We start from the raw sequence: 16,957 nt of genomic DNA on the forward strand, positions 1-16,957 counted from the left end.
ATCCAACCCTCTCCTAGACTGGGCGCCATGGCCGCCAGCAAAGACCCGCGCCCCTGCTCCATCGCCGACACCCTCGCGCTCGTCGGGGAGAAGTACTCCCTGCTCGTGCTGCGGGAGGTGTGCCTCGGCAACGGCCGGTTCGACCAGCTGGTGCGCAACATCGGCGCTCCGCGCGACATCCTCGCCACGCGGCTGCGCCGGCTCGTGGACGCCGGGATCCTGACCAAGCGGCCCTACAGCGAGCGCCCGCAGCGCTTCGAGTACCTGCCCACGCGGGCGGGCCTGGAGCTGGAGCCGGTGCTGCTGACCCTCATGGCCTGGGGGGACCGCCACCTCCGCGCGGACGGCGACCGCCCGATGGTCGTGGAGCACTCCTGCGGCAGGCCGCTCGCCCCGGCCGTCACCTGCCGGGCCTGTGGCGACGAGGTGCGCCACGAGGACCTCACGGCCCGCCCCCAGGCGCCCGGCTGGACGGTCACCGGACCGACGGCGGCCTGATCCCCACTGCCGCGTGGCCGCTTCCAAACCCCTGTGTCGGGGCGGCCGCCGAGGGGCGCTACGCTTCCCCCTCGGCACACATGATCCCCCGTTCCCCACGACGGCGGCCCGGTGCGCCCGTCGTCCGTCCCACGATCGGCACTTGGACTCCGCTACCTCATGTCTTGGTTCGAATCACTCATCCTCGGACTCGTCCAGGGGCTGACCGAGTTCCTCCCCGTCTCCTCGAGCGCGCACCTGCGCCTGACGGCGGCCTTCTCGGGCTGGGAGGACCCGGGCGCGGCCTTCACGGCGATCACGCAGATCGGCACCGAGGCCGCCGTGCTGATCTACTTCCGCAAGGACATCGGACGGATCATCTCGGCCTGGACGCGCTCGCTCACGAACAAGGCGCTGCGCAGCGACCCCGACGCGCGGATGGGCTGGCTCGTCATCGTCGGCTCGATCCCGATCGGTGTGCTCGGCGTGACGCTGAAGGACCAGATCGAGGGGCCCTTCCGTGACCTGCGGATCACCGCGACGATGCTGATCGGCATGGGCATCGTCCTGGGCATCGCCGACCGGCTCGCGGCACGCGACGAGAGCGGCGGCAAGCACCGCGCGCCCAAGCAGCGCAAGGCCCTGGAGGACCTGGGCGTCCGCGACGGCCTGATCTACGGCCTCTGCCAGGCCATGGCGCTCATCCCGGGCGTCTCCCGCTCCGGCGCCACCATCAGCGGCGGCCTGTTCATGGGCTACAGGCGCGAGGCCGCGGCCCGCTACTCCTTCCTGCTCGCCATCCCCGCGGTGCTCGCCTCCGGCCTGTTCGAGCTCAAGGACGCGACGGAGGGCGGCCACGTCTCCTGGGGCCCGACGATCTTCGCCACGGTCATCGCCTTCGGCGTCGGGTACGCCGTGATCGCGTGGTTCATGAAGTTCATCTCGACCAAGAGCTTCATGCCGTTCGTCTGGTACCGCATCGCGCTCGGCATCGTCATCATCGCCCTGGTCGGCATGGGGGAACTCAGCCCGCACGCCGGGGAGCCGGCGCACTGACGCGGCCCGTGTGACCCGCATCTCGTGACCAACCGCATAGCGATCCGGTAGCCGTCCGGTAGCGGCCTGTCAGTGGCTGCGCCTAGGCTTGTCCGCATGTCCCCCGATTCCGTGACCCCTGGTTCCGTGCGGTCCGCTGCCGAGGTGAACGAGGAGATCCGTGCGCTCTGGCAGCGCACGGGCGGCACCCTGTCCGCCGAGGAGCGCGCGGAGTACGAACTGCTGGTCGTCGAGTGGGCCGCCGCGATCCGCGGCGGCGTCGTCAAGGCGGCCTGACCGGCAACCCCCGGCGGCCGCCGCTCCGACCCTCAGCCGGCGGCCACCGCCCCGGCCCTCAGCAGCCGCCATTCCGGCCGTCAGGCGCGCAGGCGCGCCAGCACCTCGTCGTCGACCGGATACGGCCGCTCCTCGGGCAACAGCCCGGCGGCCGCGTCGAGTTCACCCGCCCGCACGCGACGGTGCACCTCCGCCGCGAGCGGCGTGACGTCCTCGATCCCCACGATCCACTCGTCCGCGTACCGGGCCGCCGCCTCCCCCGCGAGCCCCAGCTGGAGCGAGCGGTGCGGCAGCGGTTCGAGACGCAGATTCCGCTCCGGATCCCACTGCACCCGGGCCGGCGCCCGCCTCAACTGCCGCTGCCAGTCGGCCCGGTCGCCGTGCAGGGCGGGCACATGGTGGGACAGGCAGGCGTTGCGCAGCGCCCAGTGGAAGCCCTCGCGGGTGATCTCGATCGCCAGGACCGTCTCCTGGCCCTCCTTCGTGCCCCAGCCGCAGCGGTACATCATCCACAGGAACGACGGCTTGATCCACGTCATGCGCTCCCGCTTCCAGGTCGACGGGAAGCGGCCGTCGCGGGCCGCGGGGCCGCCGATCCCCGGGCGGTAGGCCTGGTACACGGTGAGCGTGGACTCGGTGTGGCGGGCGCGGACCCGGAATCTCGGTTCGTTCTGATCGTTCACGAGGGACAGGCTCGGCCCCGGAGCCCCTCGACGGCCACCGAATATCACCGCACGGCTCTTCACTCGGCCCCTCCCATGCCCAACACTGAGCCGATGACGCAGCGCGTGGAGCTCGCCACCGTGAGGGACCGGCTCGCCGTCGACGGACTGATCACCGACTACGCGGTGGCGGTCGACGACGGGGACTGGGAGGCCTACCGGGGGCTGTTCACCCCCGAGGGGCGGGCGGACTACCGGTCGGCGGGCGGCATCGAGGGGGAGGCCGGGGCCGTCGCCGCCTGGCTCGCCGAGAGCATGCGGCTGTTCCCGATGCGGCAGCACCTGATCGTCAACCGGCGGGTCCGGTTCGGAGTCTGGGAGCACGACACCGGCGACACCGCCCAGGTCCAGGCCGACTACGTCAACCCCATGGCCACCGAAGGGCCCGCGCCCGACTTCGTGTGCGGCGGCCGGTACGCCTTCGCCCTGCTGCGCACGGACGCCGGCTGGCGGCTGAGCGAGGTGGTCGTCCGGGAGAAGTGGCGACGCCTTCCCGAGCGGCGGGCGGCACCTGTGGTCAACTGACCCGGCGTCCTCTGTCCTAGATCGTCCGCAGGACGCACACTGGAGGCATCCGCGGGTAGGAGGCGCCTATGAAGACGCTCGGCCACTGGCTCGCCTCCCCCTGGCGGCGCTCGGCCGCCGCGGCGGTCGCGGGCGCCCTGCCCGTCCTTGCCTTCCCCGCCCCGTCCCTGTGGTGGTGGGCCTACGTCGCCCTGGTGCCGTGGCTCCTGCTGCTGCGGACGGCCCCGAGCGGGAAACGGGCGCTGTACGAGGGCTGGTGCGGCGGCTTCGGCTTCATGCTGGCCATGCACCACTGGCTGATGCCGTTCCTGCACGTGTTCACGTTCGTCATCGCCGCGCTGCTCGGAGCGCTGTGGGGCCCCTGGGGCTGGCTGGTGCGCCGTCTGCTGGCCGGGGTGCCCTCGCGGAGCCGGGTCGCGGCCGCCCTCGTGGTGCTCCCGTCGGGCTGGCTGGCCGTCGAGCTGATCCGCTCCTGGCAGGGCCTGGGCGGGCCCTGGGGCATGCTCGGCAGCAGTCAGTGGCAGGTCGAACCGGCGCTGCGGCTCGCCTCCGTCGGCGGGGTGTGGCTGCTCAGTTTCCTGCTGGTGGCCCTCAACGTCGCGGTCGCCGTCCTCGTCGCGGTCCCCCGGGCCCGCGTGCCCGCCGTGGCCGGTCTCGCCGTCACGGCCGTCGCCACCTCCGCCGCCTGGACGCTCGCGCCCCGCCCCGCCGTCGACGGCCGGGTCAGGATCGCCGTCGTCCAGCCCGGCGTCATCGGCGGCGCGGACAGCGCGGACCGCCGGTTCGCACGCGAGGAGCAGCTCACCCGGCGGCTCGCCGGCCAGGACGTCGACCTGATCGTCTGGGGGGAGAGCAGCGTCGGTTTCGACCTCGGGGACCGCCCCGACCTCGCCCGGCGGCTCGCGGACCTGTCCCGCGCGACGAACGCCGACATCCTGGTCAACGTCGACGCCCGGCGCTCCGACAAGCCCGGCATCTACAAGAGCTCCGTCCTGGTGGGGCCGGACGGCCTGACCGGTCAGCGCTACGACAAGATGCGGCTCGTGCCCTTCGGCGAGTACGTCCCGGCCCGCTCCCTGCTCGGCTGGGCCACGTCGGTCGGCAAGGCCGCCGGCGAGGACCGCCGCCGCGGCTCCCAGCCGGTCGTGATGAACGTGGGCGGCAGCGGCCTGCGCACCGGCCCCATGGTGTGCTTCGAGACCGCCTTCCCCGACATGACCCGCCACCTCACCAAGGAGGGCGTCGACGTGCTGATCGGCCAGTCGTCGACGTCCACGTTCCAGGGCAGCTGGGCGCCCGAGCAGCACGCCACGCTCGCCGCGCTGCGCGCCGCCGAGACCGGCCGCCCGATGGTGCACTCGACGCTCACGGGCGTCTCCGCGGTCTACGGCCCGAGCGGGCAGCGCGTCGGCCCGTGGCTCGGGACGGACACGTCCGCCGCGCAGGTCTACGAGATCCCCCTCGCCCACGGCACCACGCCCTACGTCCGCCTCGGCGACTGGACCGTGCACGCGGCCCTGCTGATCCTCGCCGCCTGGGCCGCCGGCGAGGGCGTACGGACCCTGCGGCTCAGGCGGTCCGCTCCCGCACCGCGCGTACGACCCGCTCGCACAGCTCATGGGTCTCCAGCGCGTCCCGGGCGCTGAGCACCTTGCCCGCCCGCACGGCGTCCAGGAACGCCAGCACCGCCTGCTCGATCCCGCGCTGCCGGGCCACCGGCACCCAGTCCCCGCGCCGCCGCACGGTCGGCTGGCCCTTGTGGTCGATCACCTCGGCGAGGTTGACGACCTGCCGCTTGGTGTCCTGCCCGGACACCTCCAGGATCTCCTCGGCCGAACCGCTGAGCCGGTTCATCACGCCGAGCGCGGTGAAGCCGTCCCCGGAGAGCTGGAGCACGATGTGGTGCAGCAGGCCGTCCCGGACGCGGGCGCGCACGGTGACGTCGTCGACCTCGCCGGGCGCCAGGAACCGCAGGGTGTCGACGACGTGGATGAAGTCGTCGAGGATCATCGCGCGCGGTTCCTCCGGCAGCCCGATGCGGTTCTTCTGCATCAGGATCAGCTCGCGCGGATGGTCGGCGCACTGCGTGTAGCCGGGGGCGAAGCGCCGGTTGAAGCCGACGGCCAGGCTCACGTCGCGTTCCTCGGCGAGTGCCACCAGCCGCGCCGAGTCGTCGAGTTCGTAGGCGAGCGGCTTGTCGACGTACGTCGGGACGCCCGCCTCGAGCAGCCGCGTCACGATCTCCGGGTGGACGAGGGTGGGCGCGTGCACGAAGGCGGCGTCGAGGCCGGCCGAGAGGAGGGAGTCGAGGGTGGTGTGCCGCCGCTCCGGCGGGAGGTGGAGCCCGTCGGCGACCCGGTCGAGCGTTTCGGGGGTGCGGGTCTGCAGGTGCAGCTCGACCCCCGGCTTGAAGGCGAGGACCGGAAGGTAGGCCTTCTGCGCGATGTCACCGAGTCCGATGCAGCCGACCTTCACGTGGTGCGCTCCTCTAGCGGTTGCCTGCCGGGGTCTGCTCGGAAGCATACGGGGGCTGCGGCGGACACCGGTCGGCGATGCCGTCGGAGCTCCGCGGGAACAGCGCGGGCCCGGCCTTCGAAAACCCGTGGTCCGGCCGGGGATGTTCGGAAAGGATTGTGTCCATGACGACCGAACGCCACATGCCCGCCACCACCGCCGACGAACGCACCATGCTGGAGGGCTGGCTGGAGTTCCACCGGCAGACCCTCGCCTGGAAGTGCGAGGGCCTGAGCGACGAGCAGCTCAGGTCCGCCGCGGTGGAGCCCTCCGACCTGTCCCTCATGGGCCTGGTGCGGCACATGGCGGACGTGGAGCGGAGCTGGTTCCGCAGGGTGCTGGCGAACGAGGACGCGGCGCCCCTCTACTGGAGCGACGAGGACCGCGACGGCGAGTTCCACCTGACCGACGCGGACACCTACCAGGAGGCGTACCGCGCCTGGCAGTCCGAGATCGGGGCCGCCCGGAGCATCGCGGCCCGCTTCGGCCTGGACGACCTCTCCGAGGGCGCGCACCGGCGCACCGGCGAAAAGTTCAACCTGCGCTGGATCTACACCCACATGATCGAGGAGTACGCCCGGCACAACGGCCATGCCGACCTGATCCGCGAGCGCATCGACGGCTCGACCGGCGACTGACGTCACCCCCGACCCATCGAGGCCCTCCGTACGGGGCGGGACATCACCCGTGCGGGGCATCCTCCGCCCGTCCGCCGTACCGCCCCGGCCCGGACGGACCAGAGTGGCGCGGGTGCATCGAACGACCACCACCGCGACGCTCCTGGTGACCGTGGCCGTCTCGGCCCTCTCCGGGTGTGTGACGGTCCAGCATCGCCCCGTCCCCGGGCCGCCGACGGGACCGCCCCGGCCGTCGGCGCCGCAGCAGACAGGGGGGACGGAGACGCAGATCGTGCAGTCGCCGGCGCGCGAGGCCCTGCAGCTCATCGAGGAGTCCCGCCGCCCCCGGCCGGCCCCCTCCGCGTCCCGCCTCACCACCCCGGCGGCGGACACGCCGCCACAGGACCGGCCGCCGGCCGGCACCCGCGACGTCCGTCCGCGCCCCGCCCGCCCGGAACGCCCGGACCACCCGGAGCCGGCCCCGCGCGGCCCGCAGCGGCCACGCCCCGGCCTCCCCGACGTCTCGGAGTCGGTACGGCAGGACGTCCACCGGAACGTCCCGGGCGGCACGGACGTGTGCGCGCTGGGCCGACGCTACGGGGGATGGCGGGCCGACAGCCCGGAGGCCACCATCTGCCAGGACACCTACGGGCGGTGACCGGCTCCGTCAGGGCCGCTGCCTGGGCGGCCTCCGTCAGGGCCGCTGCCTCGGCGGCCTCCCCCACGGCCCTCCGCCGGTCTCCCCTCCGCCTTCGCCCAGCCGGGACTCCAGCCGCCGGATGGCCGCCCACACGCCCGCCGCGTAACGGTCGTCGGTGAGGGCGGCGGCCGCTCCCCTGGCCCGCCGCAGATGGGTACGGGCGGCGTCGCGGTCGCCGAGCCCGGCGTAGTCGGCCGCCAGGCTCACGTGCAGGGAGGGGTAGAGGGCGCGCACCGCGACCGTCCCTTCCCGGGCGGCGAGCCCGTCCTCGGTGATCTCCTCCGCCGCCGTCAGCGCGCGCAGGTCCCAGGCCAGTTCGTCCGCCGGGTCGTCCTGGGTGTCGGCCAGGTAGTGGGCGAGGGTGCAGCGGTGCAGCGGGTCGCCGTGCTCCCCGATCTCCGCCCACAGGTCCAGGAACCGGTGCCGGGCCTCCTCCCGGTCCCCAGCGTGGTGCAGCATCACGACCTGCCCGATCCGCGTGAGCACGGCGTCCGGCGCCGCCTGCCCCTGTCGCTCGACCACCACGCCCTCCGCGCCCTCGCCCGCTGTTGCCCCGACGCTAACCGCAGGCGGGGGCGATCCGGCTCAGGCCGCTCCGCGCGCCACCGGGCTGTTCGGGGACGTACGGCCGGTGCCCGAACGCACCGGCCGCCGGGCGTCGCGTCAGCCCAGGTCCGGGATCGTCCAGTCGATCGGCTCGTGCCCCTGCGCCGCCACCGCCGCGTTGATCTGCGTGAACGGCCGGGAGCCGAAGAACTTCTTCGCCGACAGGGGCGAGGGGTGCGCGCCCTTGACCACCGCGTGCCGCGACTCGTCGATCAGCGGGAGCTTCTTCTGCGCGTAGTTCCCCCACAGCACGAACACCGCCGGGTCCGGCCGCCCGGCCACCGCGCGGATCACCGCGTCGGTGAACCTCTCCCAGCCCCGGTTCTTGTGCGAGTTGGCCTCACCGCCGCGGACCGTGAGCACCGCGTTGAGCAGCAGCACGCCCTGGCGCGCCCAGGGCATCAGGTAGCCGTTGTCCGGGATCGGGGTGCCCAGCTCCTCGTGCATCTCCTTGTAGATGTTGCGCAGGGACGGGGGGACGCGCACGCCGGGCCGGACCGAGAAGCACAGGCCGTGTCCCTGGCCCTCGCCGTGGTACGGGTCCTGGCCGAGGATCAGAACCTTGACCTCCTCGAACGGCGTGGCGTCCAGCGCCGCGAAGACCTCCTCGCGCGGCGGGTGGACGGGACCGTTCGCCCGCTCCTCCTCGACGAACTCCGTCAGCTCCTTGAAGTAGGGCTGCTGCAGCTCGTCACCCAGAACCCCGCGCCAGGACTCGGGCAGCATGGCGATGTCGGTCACGTCAACGTCCTCACGATGTGCGGTCACTTCAGGCCTCAGAACCTACAGGCGACCACTGACAACGCGCCCCGGGAAGCCGGACGTCCGCCGCTGCCTACCAGGCGGTCTTGCGGTGCAGCTCCCACAGCATCATGATCGTCGACGGGTCCAGGGCCCGCTCGGCGCCCGAGACGTCCCGGCTGGCCGCCACGTACTGCCGGCCCTGCCACAGCGGCAGCAGCCGCGCGTCGTCCACGAGGATCCGCTGGGCCTCCTCGAACTCCCTCTCCACGCTCGCGCGGTCGCTCTCCCGGCGCGACCGGGGCAGCAGCTCGCCGGTGATCTCGGGGGCCGGGTAGGGCGTGCCGAGGGCGTTCTGCTCACCGACGAACGGCGCGATGAAGTTCTCGGCGTCCGGGAAGTCGGGGAACCAGCCACGCCCGAACACCGGGTACTCACCGTTCTGGTAGCCCTCGACGTAGGTCTTCCAGGGGCGGCTCTTGAGGGTGATCGTGAACAGGCCCGAGTCCTCCAGCTGGCGCTCCAGCTCCTTGAACTCCGCGGCGGTCTCGGAGCCGTAGCGGTCGCTGGTGTACCAGAAGGTGAGCGGGACCCTCTGGTTGATGCCGGCCTCGGTGAGGATCTTGCGGGCCTTGGCCACGTCCGGGTCGCCGTAGTCGTCGAAGAAGCCCGTGGTGTGGCCGGTGAGGCCCTTGGGGACCATGGAGTACAGCGGGTCGACGGTGTCCTTGTAGACCTTGTGGGCGATCGCGGCCCGGTCGACGACCTGGGCGATGGCCTGGCGCACGGCCTTCTTGTTGGCCCAGGAGTCCTTCGGGTTGAACACCAGGTAGTTGATGTCGGTGCCGGTGCCCTCGACGAGCTGGATCTCCTCCTCCTTGGAGGTCTTGCTCTGGAGGTCGACGACGTCGCCGGCGGCCAGACCGCGGTAGGTGACGTCGATCCGCCGGTCGCGCAGGGCCTTGACCATGGTGGCCGAGTCCTGGAAGTAGCGGATGGTCACCGCGTCGTTCCGGCGCTCCGCGTAGCCCTTGTAGGAGTCGTTGCGGACGAGGACGGCCTCCTTGCCGTCATCGTAGGACTCGAGCCGGTAGGGCCCGGAGCCGACGACGTCCTCGCCCTCGCGCAGGGACCCCTCCGGGTAGGCCTCCGGGGAGACGATCGACATGGCGGGCGTGGCGAGCACGAAGGGGAACGTGGCGTCGGGCTTGTTGAGGTGGAAGATCACCTCGCGGTCGTTCGGCGCCTGGACCCGTTCGAGGCTGCCCAGCAGACCGGCGGGGCCGCCGTTGACCTTGATCTCGCGGATCCGGTCGAACGAGTACTTGACGGCCCGGGCGTCGAGCGCGTCCCCGTTGGAGAACTTCAGGCCCTCGCGCAGTTCGCAGCGGTAGACCTGGTTCGAGGAGTCGCTGAAGCCGCAGCTCTCGGCGGCGTCCGGCTGGGGCTCGGTCGCGCCGGTCGGATAGCTCAGGAGCGTCTGGTAGATGTTGCGGAACAGCTCCCAGGAGCTGTCCCAGGAGGCGGCAGGATCGAGCGTACTGGGCGCACTGGTGGTGCCGACGACGATCGGCCCTTCGTCCTCCGGGGTGTCGGACGACAGCACTCCGCACCCGGTCATCAGGGACGATATGGACGCGATGGCCGCCACCCGCCGCAGGCATCGGTTCCGGTTGAACACGCGCACGCTCCTCGATCTGCCATACCAAGGGTCGGCAGACCATACCGCAGTGCCGTGGCCGCTGACCCTCCCCCGGACATGACTCCTTGATCGATAAACCTTTGACTACGTTGTCATAGCCCTTTGCGATGCCTTTACGCCGGCACGGGCGCCCCTCGCGTGGAGGAGCGCCCGTGTCACGTGGTCCGTACGCCGGTGTCAGCCGGTGCCGGCGTTGAGGAAGATGCCGCCGTCCACGACGAGCGTCTGGCCGGTGACCCAGTCGGACTGCTCGGAGGTGAGGAACGCGGCCGCGCCGCCGATGTCGGAGGGCACGCCGAGCCGGCCGAGCGGGTAGGCCGCCGCGGCCTCCTCCTCCCGGCCCTCGTACAGGGCCTGGGCGAACTTGGTCTTCACGACCGCCGGGGCGATGGCGTTGACCCGCACCTTGGGCGCGAACTCGTGGGCGAGCTGCACGGTCAGGTTGATCATCGCCGCCTTGCTGATGCCGTACGCCCCGATGAACGGCGAGGGCGACAGGCCGGCGACGGAGGCGATGTTGACGATCGCGCCGCCGTTGTCCTTCTGCCAGGCGTGCCAGGTCTTCTGGGCGAAGCCGAGCGCCGAGACGACGTTGGTCTCGAAGACCTTGCGCGCGACGTTCAGGTCGAGGTCGGCGATCGGCCCGAACACCGGGTTGGTGCCCGCGTTGTTGACCAGGAAGTCGATGCGGCCGAAGGCCTCCATCGCGCGCTCGACGGCGACGGCCTGGTGGGCCTCGTCGTGCGCCTTGCCGGCGACGTGGATCGCGCGGTCGGCGCCGAGCTGCTCGACGGCCTCCTTGAGGGCGTCCTCGTTGCGGCCGGTGATCACGACGCGGTCGCCGCGCGCGACCAGCGCCTCGGCGACGCCGTAGCCGATGCCGCGGCTGGCGCCCGTGACGAGGGCGACCTTGCCGGAGAGTTCCACGGAAGTCATGTTCTTCGTCCTTTAGTCGAGCGGTCCGCCGGCCACGTACAGCACCTGGCCGGAGACGAACCCGGCCGCCTCGCCCGTGAAGAAGGCGATGGCGTTGGCGATGTCCTCCGGCTCACCGACGCGGGCCACCGGGATCTGCGTGGCGGCGGCGGCCTTGAAGTCCTCGAAGCCCATGCCGACGCGGTCGGCGGTGGCCTTGGTCATCTCGGTGGCGATGAAGCCCGGGGCGACGGCGTTGGCGGTGACGCCGAACTTGCCGAGCTCCTTGGCGAGCGTCTTGGTGAAGCCCTGGAGGCCCGCCTTGGCGGCCGAGTAGTTCACCTGACCGCGGTTGCCGAGCGCCGAGGAGGACGAGAGGTTGACGATCCGGCCGAAGCCCGCGTCCACCATGTGCTTCTGGCAGGCCTTGGACATCAGGAAGGCGCCGCGCAGGTGCACGTTCATGACGGTGTCCCAGTCGGAGACGCTCATTTTGAACAGCAGGTTGTCGCGCAGCACGCCCGCGTTGTTGACCAGGATCGTCGGCGCGCCGAGCTCCTCGACGATCCGCGCGACGGCCGCCTCGACCTGCCCCTCGTCCGAGACGTCGCAGCCGACCGCGACGGCCTTGCCACCGGCGGCGGTGATCTTCTCGACTGTGTCCTTGCAGGCGGCTTCGTCGAGGTCGAGCACGGCGACCGCGCGGCCCTCGGCGGCCAGACGTACGGCGGTGGCGGCGCCGATGCCGCGCGCGGCACCGGTGACGACGGCGACCCGCTGCTCAGTGGTGGACATGGCTGCTTCTCCTCAGGTGAGCGACCGCTTAGTACCTTCAGTGGGTGTGACGCTAGAAGCCCTGGCACGCGGTGTCAACGGCCTGCTCGGCCATGTGATCCATCACCCGCGCCGACTGCCCGGCCAGGCAGTGAGGAACACACCCGAACGGCCCAGGACCGCAGGTGGCCGCCGCCCACCCCTACCTACCGTCGGAGCGTGAGCCACTCGTGGCCGGAAAGGAGGCGCACCATGCGCCGTCTCACCGGAGTCATCGGCACGCTCTTCGCGATCGCCGCGATTGTGCCCTTGGCCTACCCAGCTCATGCCCAGCCCGACAGGGACTGCCGCGATTTCGCCTTCCAAGAGGACGCTCAGGCGGTGTTCGAGGCGGATCCACGGGACCCGAATCGGCTGGACGAGGACCAGGGCCCGGACGGCGGAATCGCCTGTGAGGCGCTGCCGCGCCGTGGCGCGGGCGTCATCTCCCCCACGATCTCCGCCCGGCCGTCCGCGTCCGTCACCCCGACGCCCACGTCCAGCGCACCGGGTATGACCACCGGGCCCACCACGACCCCGTCCCGAGGAGTCCGCGGCGGGGCGGGAGGCGCGACGGCCTCTGGGCCAAGCGATTGGGACGTAGCCCTGGGCCTGGCGTTCACTGCGGGCGCCTCCCTCATGGTCGGTCACATGCTCAGGCGCCGTCGGCGCTGACGGGCCGAGTAGGGCCCGTGGCGGCTATCGCACCAGGAGGTCCAGCAGCCTCTCCGTCTCCGCCGCCGGATTTCTCGTCAGGCCGGTGTGGACGGGGCCGGGCTGGACGATCGTGGAGCGGGGGGCGACCAGCCAGCGGAAGCGGCGTCCGGGGTCGTCGGCCGCGGCCTGGCCGGCCGCGGTGCCGCCCGCGCAGAGCCGCTCCACGGCACCGAGGGCCGCCCGGACGCCGGCCACGTCCGCCCGCGGGTCGAGGGCCAGCAGGCGTGTCTCGTCCAGGTGGGTGCGCGCGCCGACGTAGGCCTCGGCGCGGCAGTAGAGGAGCACCCCGGCGTTGATGCACTCGCCGCGCTCGACGCGCGGGACCACGCGCAGGAGGGCGTACTCGTAGATCTGGCGGTCCCGGGGGCCGCCCTTGATGATGTGCCGGTCGCTCACTTGATCCCCTGGATGCGGTCGTGGATGACGGCGGCCCGGGCGAGCAGCGGCCGCGCGTAGGCCTGCCTCAGGTCGTCCGCGGTGTCGAAGCCGGGCTCGTCCGTCAGCCAGGCCTCGGGGATCCGGGCGGTGACGTCGGCGAGGAGCTGCTCGGTGATCCGGGGTGCCAGCTCGGCCGCCGCGGCGGCGATGTCGGGCGCGAAGGGCGCCAGCGCGTGGTCGGAGGCGTCGTAGGGGCGGACCGCCGAGGCCTGCGCGCCACGCCAGTTGTGGTGCCAGATCATGGTCGCGCCGTGGTCGACGAGCCACAGCTCGCCCCGCCACATCAGCAGGTTGGGGTTGCGCCAGGACCGGTCGACGTTGTTGACCAGCGCGTCGAACCAGACGATCCGCCCGGCCTCCTCGGGGCTCACCCGGAAGGCGAGCGGGTCGAAGCCGAGCGCGCCGGAGAGGAAGTCCATGCCGAGGTTGGTGCCGCCGCTGGACCTGAGCAGGCCCTGGACCTGCTCGTCGGGCTCGCCGAGTCCCAGCTCCGCGTCGAGCTCGACCGTGACCAGGCGCGGCACGCGCAGTCCCAGCCGGCGGGCCAGTTCCCCGCAGACCACCTCGGCGACGAGGGTCTTGCGGCCCTGCCCCGCGCCGGTGAACTTCAGGACGTACGTGCCGAAGTCGTCGGCCTCGACCAGACCCGGCAGCGAACCGCCCTCGCGCAGGGGCGCGATGAACCGGGTCGCGATCACTTCCTTGAGCATCGCCCCAGGTTACTGACGCGTCGGCCGGCTTCCGCACCGGCACCGCTGCGGTGGGCGGGAAACCGACAGCGAACCGACAGCGAGGTTTGGTGCACAGCCGCCTCGGGACGGGTCAGGATTTCGACACCGTCTGAACAGGCGGTCCGCCGGGACCGTACCTCCCGGCAGATCATCGAAACCCTCCCGAAGGGAAAGCCAGTATGACCAGCGCATCGCTCCAGCCCGCATCGGGTCCCGCCCGCCGTACCGTCGTGGCGGCGGCCGGAGCGGCGGGTCTCGCCGTCGCGCTGACCGCGTGCGGAGGCTCGGACGACGGGTCGTCCGGCTCCGCCGACTCCTCCGGCACCGCCCAGGGCGACCAGGGGGCGGGCAGCACCCCGTCGAGCGGCGGGGGTGACGCCGCCGGCAACGCACTCGCGTCGACCGCGGACATCCCCGAGGGCGGCGGCAAGGTCTTCGCCGAGCAGAAGGTGGTCGTGACGCAGCCGACCGCGGGCGAGTTCAAGGCGTTCTCGGCCACCTGCACCCACCAGGGCTGCGCGGTGAAGAGCATCGCCGACGGCGTCATCAACTGCCCCTGCCACAACAGCAACTTCTCGATCACCGACGGCAGCGTGAAGAGCGGTCCGGCGACCAAGCCGCTGCCCGAGATGAAGATCACCGTCGACGGGGACTCGATCACGCTCGCCTGAGCTCGTCACGCGGACGCGTCAGGCACGCCAGCACCTCGTCCGTGGTCGCGACCGTGGCGACCAACGCGAGGGTGTGGCGGATGATCGCGGGGGTGTAGTCGGAGGGCACCCCCGCGATGGCGTCGGCCGGAACGACGACGGTGTAGCCGTGGTTCACGGCGTCGAACACGGCGTTGGGTATCGCCACGTTGGCCGAGACGCCGGTGACGATCAGCGTGCGGCAGCCCAGGTTGCGCAGCAGCGGGTCGACGTCGGTGCCCTGGAGGGGCGACAGCCCGTGCAGGCGCCGTACCACGAGGTCCTCCTCGGCGACCTCGATCGGGGCGGCGACCCGCACCGCCGGTGTGCCGGTCAGCTGCTGGACGGGCAGGCGTGCGGCGGCGCGGAAGAGACGGGCGTTGCGGCTGGAACCGCGGCCGTCGGGCCGGCGCTCGGCGACGGCGTGCACGACCTGGACACCGCCCCGGTGGGCGGCGGCCACGAGGCGGGCCACGCGGGCCAGCATCCCGCTGGAGCGCGCCTCTTCGGCGAGTTCGGGCAGTGCGCTGTCCTTCCCGACGACGCCCTCCTGGCACTCGACGGTGAGCAGCACGGTGGTGTCCGGATCGAGGAGTTCGCTGAGCTCTTCGTGTGAGGGCATGGCTTCCCCCTGCGCGCCGGCGGCCGGGCGGGCGAGCGTAGCCACCTGCGCGCACGGACGGAAGCGTTGCGCACGGACGGAAGAGAACCCATTCTTTTCTGACGTGATGTCAGAGGATCTCCTCTGACACGACGTGGGAGAAGAAAGAGGGGGAGCATGACCGTCACGCAGCAGCGCCGGGGCCGGAAGATCATGATGACGCCGGGCGAGCTGGACGATTTCCTGACCACGCAGCGCACCTGCCGGGTCGCCACGGTCTCGACGGGCGGCGCTCCGCACGTGAGCACTCTGTGGTTCGCCTGGGACGGCACCTCGATGTGGCTGTACTCGGTCGTGCGCAGCAAGCGGTGGACCGACCTGCGGCGCGACCCGCGCGTGGCGATCGTGGTCGACACCGGCGAGGAGTACGACGAGCTGCGCGGTGCCGAGCTGTCGGGCACCGTCGAGTTCGTGGGCGAGATCCCGCGCACGGGCGAACTGCGCGCCGAACTCGACGTGCCGGAGACGCTGTTCGCCCGGAAGAACTTCGGCCTGGAGGAGATGCCGCACGACGGCCGGCACGCCTGGGTACGGCTGACACCACAGAAGATCGTCTCCTGGGACTTCCGCAAGCTCGGGGCACAGTAGGCCCGGAGAGCCTCTCCCGCTGGGTGGTCCGGCAGGCGGCTGGGGGTGACGGGAGGTCGGGGCGGCCGGAAGCCGAGGGTCGTCGAGAAGCCGGGGCAACCGGAGGCCAGGGGTCGCCGGAAGGCCGGGGCACCGGAAGCCGCGGCAACCGGCAAGCCGAGGCAACCGGAGGCCAGGGGCCGTCGGGAGGCCGGGGCCCCTGGAAACCGGGGGTCACCGGAAGGCCGGGGGCCGCCGGGAGGCCGGGGGCCCCAGGAGGCCGGCTGTCGCTCAGGGGCATCAGCCCACGCTCTCCCTCGCCGGGAGCAGCCGGGAGGCGGCGACCGGAAGGCCGACTGCCGTCCGGTCGCGGCCGGGAGGCCGTCCCGCCCGGCGATGGTCGAGAGGCCGTCTCGCCCGGCGACAACCGGGAGGCCGTCTCGCCCGGCGACAACCGGGAGGCCGTCTCCCGCCAGGAGGCGGCGGCCCGGAGGTCCACTGTCGTCCCAGGGCCTCAGCCCACGCTCTCCCCCGCCGCCCGCAGGGCCCTCACCGCTGCCCGGATCGACGGGCGGCGGTCCGCGTCCGCGCGCCAGACGACGTAGACGTGCCGCCGCACCCGCTGCGTGAGGGGGACGGTCACGACTCCGGCCGGCACGGGATGGCGGCCGAGCAGCGGGGCGATGCACACCCCGAGCCCCGCGGCGACCAGCGCGAGCTGCGTGTGGTTCTCGGCGGCGCGGTGGCCGACGATCGGCTCGACGCCCTTGGAGCGGAGCGTGAACATGAGCCACTCGTGGCAGAACTCGCCCTCGCCCCAGGTGATCCACTCGTCCTCGGCGAACTCGGTGAGGTCCACTTCGTCGCGCCCGGCCAGCCGGTGGTCCACCGGCATCGCGACCTCGGCCGGGTCGTCCAGGATCGACGCCTTGACCAGGCCGTCGGGCAGCGCCATCGGCTTGTTGTACCAGTCGAGCACCACGGCGAGGTCGAGGTCACCGCGCACGACCCCGGCGATGCCGTCCTCCGGTTCCAGCTCGCAGGAGCGCAGCCGGAGCGCCGGGTGCGCCTCGCGCAGGGCGGACAGCGCGTGCGGGAACAGCCCGCGCGCGGCCGTCGGGAACGCCGACAGTCTGAGCTCGCCGACGACCTGACCGCGCTGCGCCTCCAGGTCGGACTGGGCGAGCTCGACCTGGGAGAGGATGCGCGCGGCGTGCTCGGCGAGCAGCCGCCCGGCGTCGGTGAGCCGCACGCCCCGGCCGTTCTTGGCGAGGAGCTGCTGGCCCACCTCCCGCTCCAGCTTGGACATCTGCTGCGAGACGGCGGACGTCGTGATGTGCAGCCCCTCGGCGGCGCCGCTGACCGAGCCGTGCCGGGCCAGGGCGTCGAGGGTGCGCAGGCGCTCCAGATTCAACACGTAAGCAATGCTACGCAATACCGGGTGCGAAATCTCGATTGTGCTACGAGGTTCTTCTCCAGCATGGTGGCGT

20 protein-coding genes are annotated in these 16,957 nt (G+C 72.2%); 9 read left to right on the forward strand and 11 right to left on the reverse strand.

Annotated elements, in window-relative coordinates; all coding sequences use genetic code 11:
- Positions 1-27 precede the first annotated feature (27 nt).
- From ABZ948_RS15515 to ABZ948_RS15525, 3 genes are all read left to right on the forward strand, one after another.
- Positions 28-498: a winged helix-turn-helix transcriptional regulator gene (locus ABZ948_RS15515; RefSeq protein WP_359759756.1), complete on the forward strand. Its 471-nt coding sequence runs from the start codon at positions 28-30 to the stop codon at positions 496-498.
- Between the two features lie 159 nt (positions 499-657).
- On the forward strand, positions 658-1,533 hold the full coding sequence (locus ABZ948_RS15520; protein WP_359759758.1) for an undecaprenyl-diphosphate phosphatase: 876 nt from the start codon (positions 658-660) through the stop codon (positions 1,531-1,533).
- A gap of 96 nt (positions 1,534-1,629) precedes the next feature.
- Positions 1,630-1,809 carry a hypothetical protein gene (locus ABZ948_RS15525; RefSeq protein ID WP_359759760.1) on the forward strand — a complete coding sequence of 60 codons (180 nt, stop codon included), beginning with the start codon at positions 1,630-1,632 and terminating at the stop codon, positions 1,807-1,809.
- A gap of 80 nt (positions 1,810-1,889) precedes the next feature.
- Here ABZ948_RS15525 and ABZ948_RS15530 read toward each other — a convergent pair whose 3' ends face one another.
- Positions 1,890-2,492 carry a DUF4291 domain-containing protein gene (locus ABZ948_RS15530; RefSeq protein ID WP_359759762.1) on the reverse strand — a complete coding sequence of 201 codons (603 nt, stop codon included), beginning with the start codon at positions 2,490-2,492 and terminating at the stop codon, positions 1,890-1,892.
- Between the two features lie 93 nt (positions 2,493-2,585).
- On the opposite strand from ABZ948_RS15530, the gene ABZ948_RS15535 reads away from it, so the two are divergent.
- On the forward strand, positions 2,586-3,056 hold the full coding sequence (locus tag ABZ948_RS15535; protein WP_359759764.1) for a nuclear transport factor 2 family protein: 471 nt from the start codon (positions 2,586-2,588) through the stop codon (positions 3,054-3,056).
- Between the two features lie 68 nt (positions 3,057-3,124).
- Positions 3,125-4,702 (forward strand): apolipoprotein N-acyltransferase, encoded by a 1,578-nt coding sequence (gene lnt, locus ABZ948_RS15540; protein ID WP_359759766.1) that lies wholly within the window; start codon positions 3,125-3,127, stop codon positions 4,700-4,702.
- Here lnt and ABZ948_RS15545 read toward each other — a convergent pair.
- Positions 4,626-5,531: a Gfo/Idh/MocA family protein gene (locus ABZ948_RS15545; RefSeq protein WP_359759768.1), complete on the reverse strand. Its 906-nt coding sequence runs from the start codon at positions 5,529-5,531 to the stop codon at positions 4,626-4,628. The genes lnt and ABZ948_RS15545 overlap by 77 nt on opposite strands.
- A gap of 164 nt (positions 5,532-5,695) precedes the next feature.
- Between ABZ948_RS15545 and ABZ948_RS15550 the strand changes: the two genes are divergently transcribed.
- Together ABZ948_RS15550 and ABZ948_RS15555 are read left to right on the forward strand one after the other, a co-directional pair.
- Complete coding sequence (locus ABZ948_RS15550; protein ID WP_359759770.1) at positions 5,696-6,208, forward strand: DinB family protein; 513 nt, start codon at positions 5,696-5,698, stop codon at positions 6,206-6,208.
- A gap of 103 nt (positions 6,209-6,311) precedes the next feature.
- Positions 6,312-6,845 carry a hypothetical protein gene (locus ABZ948_RS15555; RefSeq protein WP_435857508.1) on the forward strand — a complete coding sequence of 178 codons (534 nt, stop codon included), beginning with the start codon at positions 6,312-6,314 and terminating at the stop codon, positions 6,843-6,845.
- Positions 6,846-6,881: 36 nt separating this feature from the next.
- Here the strand turns inward: ABZ948_RS15555 and ABZ948_RS15560 are convergent, their stop codons facing one another.
- From ABZ948_RS15560 to ABZ948_RS15590, 7 genes are all read right to left on the reverse strand, one after another.
- Complete coding sequence (locus tag ABZ948_RS15560; protein ID WP_359759774.1) at positions 6,882-7,409, reverse strand: hypothetical protein; 528 nt, start codon at positions 7,407-7,409, stop codon at positions 6,882-6,884.
- 141 nt (positions 7,410-7,550) lie between these two features.
- A complete protein-coding gene (locus ABZ948_RS15565) occupies positions 7,551-8,234 on the reverse strand; it encodes a uracil-DNA glycosylase (protein ID WP_359759776.1) in 684 nt (227 codons plus the stop codon).
- A gap of 94 nt (positions 8,235-8,328) precedes the next feature.
- Positions 8,329-9,915 carry an ABC transporter substrate-binding protein gene (locus ABZ948_RS15570; RefSeq protein WP_359759777.1) on the reverse strand — a complete coding sequence of 529 codons (1,587 nt, stop codon included), beginning with the start codon at positions 9,913-9,915 and terminating at the stop codon, positions 8,329-8,331.
- A 198-nt stretch (positions 9,916-10,113) separates the two neighbouring features.
- A complete protein-coding gene (locus tag ABZ948_RS15575) occupies positions 10,114-10,872 on the reverse strand; it encodes an SDR family oxidoreductase (protein ID WP_359759779.1) in 759 nt (252 codons plus the stop codon).
- Between the two features lie 12 nt (positions 10,873-10,884).
- Entirely contained in the window at positions 10,885-11,646 is a 762-nt protein-coding gene (gene fabG / locus ABZ948_RS15580) for a 3-oxoacyl-ACP reductase FabG (RefSeq protein ID WP_359759781.1), read from the reverse strand.
- Positions 11,647-12,363: 717 nt separating this feature from the next.
- Positions 12,364-12,777, reverse strand: a complete 414-nt coding sequence (locus tag ABZ948_RS15585) for a DUF3037 domain-containing protein (protein WP_359759783.1) — start codon at positions 12,775-12,777, stop codon at positions 12,364-12,366.
- Positions 12,774-13,529 (reverse strand): HipA family kinase, encoded by a 756-nt coding sequence (locus ABZ948_RS15590; RefSeq protein WP_359759785.1) that lies wholly within the window; start codon positions 13,527-13,529, stop codon positions 12,774-12,776. The genes ABZ948_RS15585 and ABZ948_RS15590 overlap by 4 nt, the downstream gene beginning before the upstream one ends.
- Positions 13,530-13,729: 200 nt before the next feature.
- Here ABZ948_RS15590 and ABZ948_RS15595 point away from each other — a divergent pair, with 200 nt between their 5' ends.
- Positions 13,730-14,221 carry a Rieske (2Fe-2S) protein gene (locus tag ABZ948_RS15595; RefSeq protein WP_359759787.1) on the forward strand — a complete coding sequence of 164 codons (492 nt, stop codon included), beginning with the start codon at positions 13,730-13,732 and terminating at the stop codon, positions 14,219-14,221.
- On the opposite strand, the gene ABZ948_RS15600 is transcribed toward ABZ948_RS15595, so the two are convergent.
- The gene (locus tag ABZ948_RS15600) at positions 14,208-14,861 is read right to left on the reverse strand and encodes a cysteine hydrolase family protein (RefSeq protein WP_359759789.1); all 654 of its coding nucleotides are present in this window, start codon (positions 14,859-14,861) and stop codon (positions 14,208-14,210) included. The genes ABZ948_RS15595 and ABZ948_RS15600 overlap by 14 nt on opposite strands.
- A 156-nt stretch (positions 14,862-15,017) precedes the next feature.
- Here ABZ948_RS15600 and ABZ948_RS15605 point away from each other — a divergent pair, with 156 nt between their 5' ends.
- Positions 15,018-15,488 carry a pyridoxamine 5'-phosphate oxidase family protein gene (locus ABZ948_RS15605; protein WP_359759791.1) on the forward strand — a complete coding sequence of 157 codons (471 nt, stop codon included), beginning with the start codon at positions 15,018-15,020 and terminating at the stop codon, positions 15,486-15,488.
- 493 nt (positions 15,489-15,981) lie between these two features.
- On the opposite strand, the gene ABZ948_RS15610 is transcribed toward ABZ948_RS15605, so the two are convergent.
- Entirely contained in the window at positions 15,982-16,884 is a 903-nt protein-coding gene (locus ABZ948_RS15610; protein WP_359759792.1) for a LysR family transcriptional regulator, read from the reverse strand.
- Positions 16,885-16,957 lie beyond the last annotated feature (73 nt).

It is taken from the genome of Streptomyces olindensis (assembly GCF_040645895.1).
Classification (GTDB): domain Bacteria; phylum Actinomycetota; class Actinomycetes; order Streptomycetales; family Streptomycetaceae; genus Streptomyces; species Streptomyces olindensis.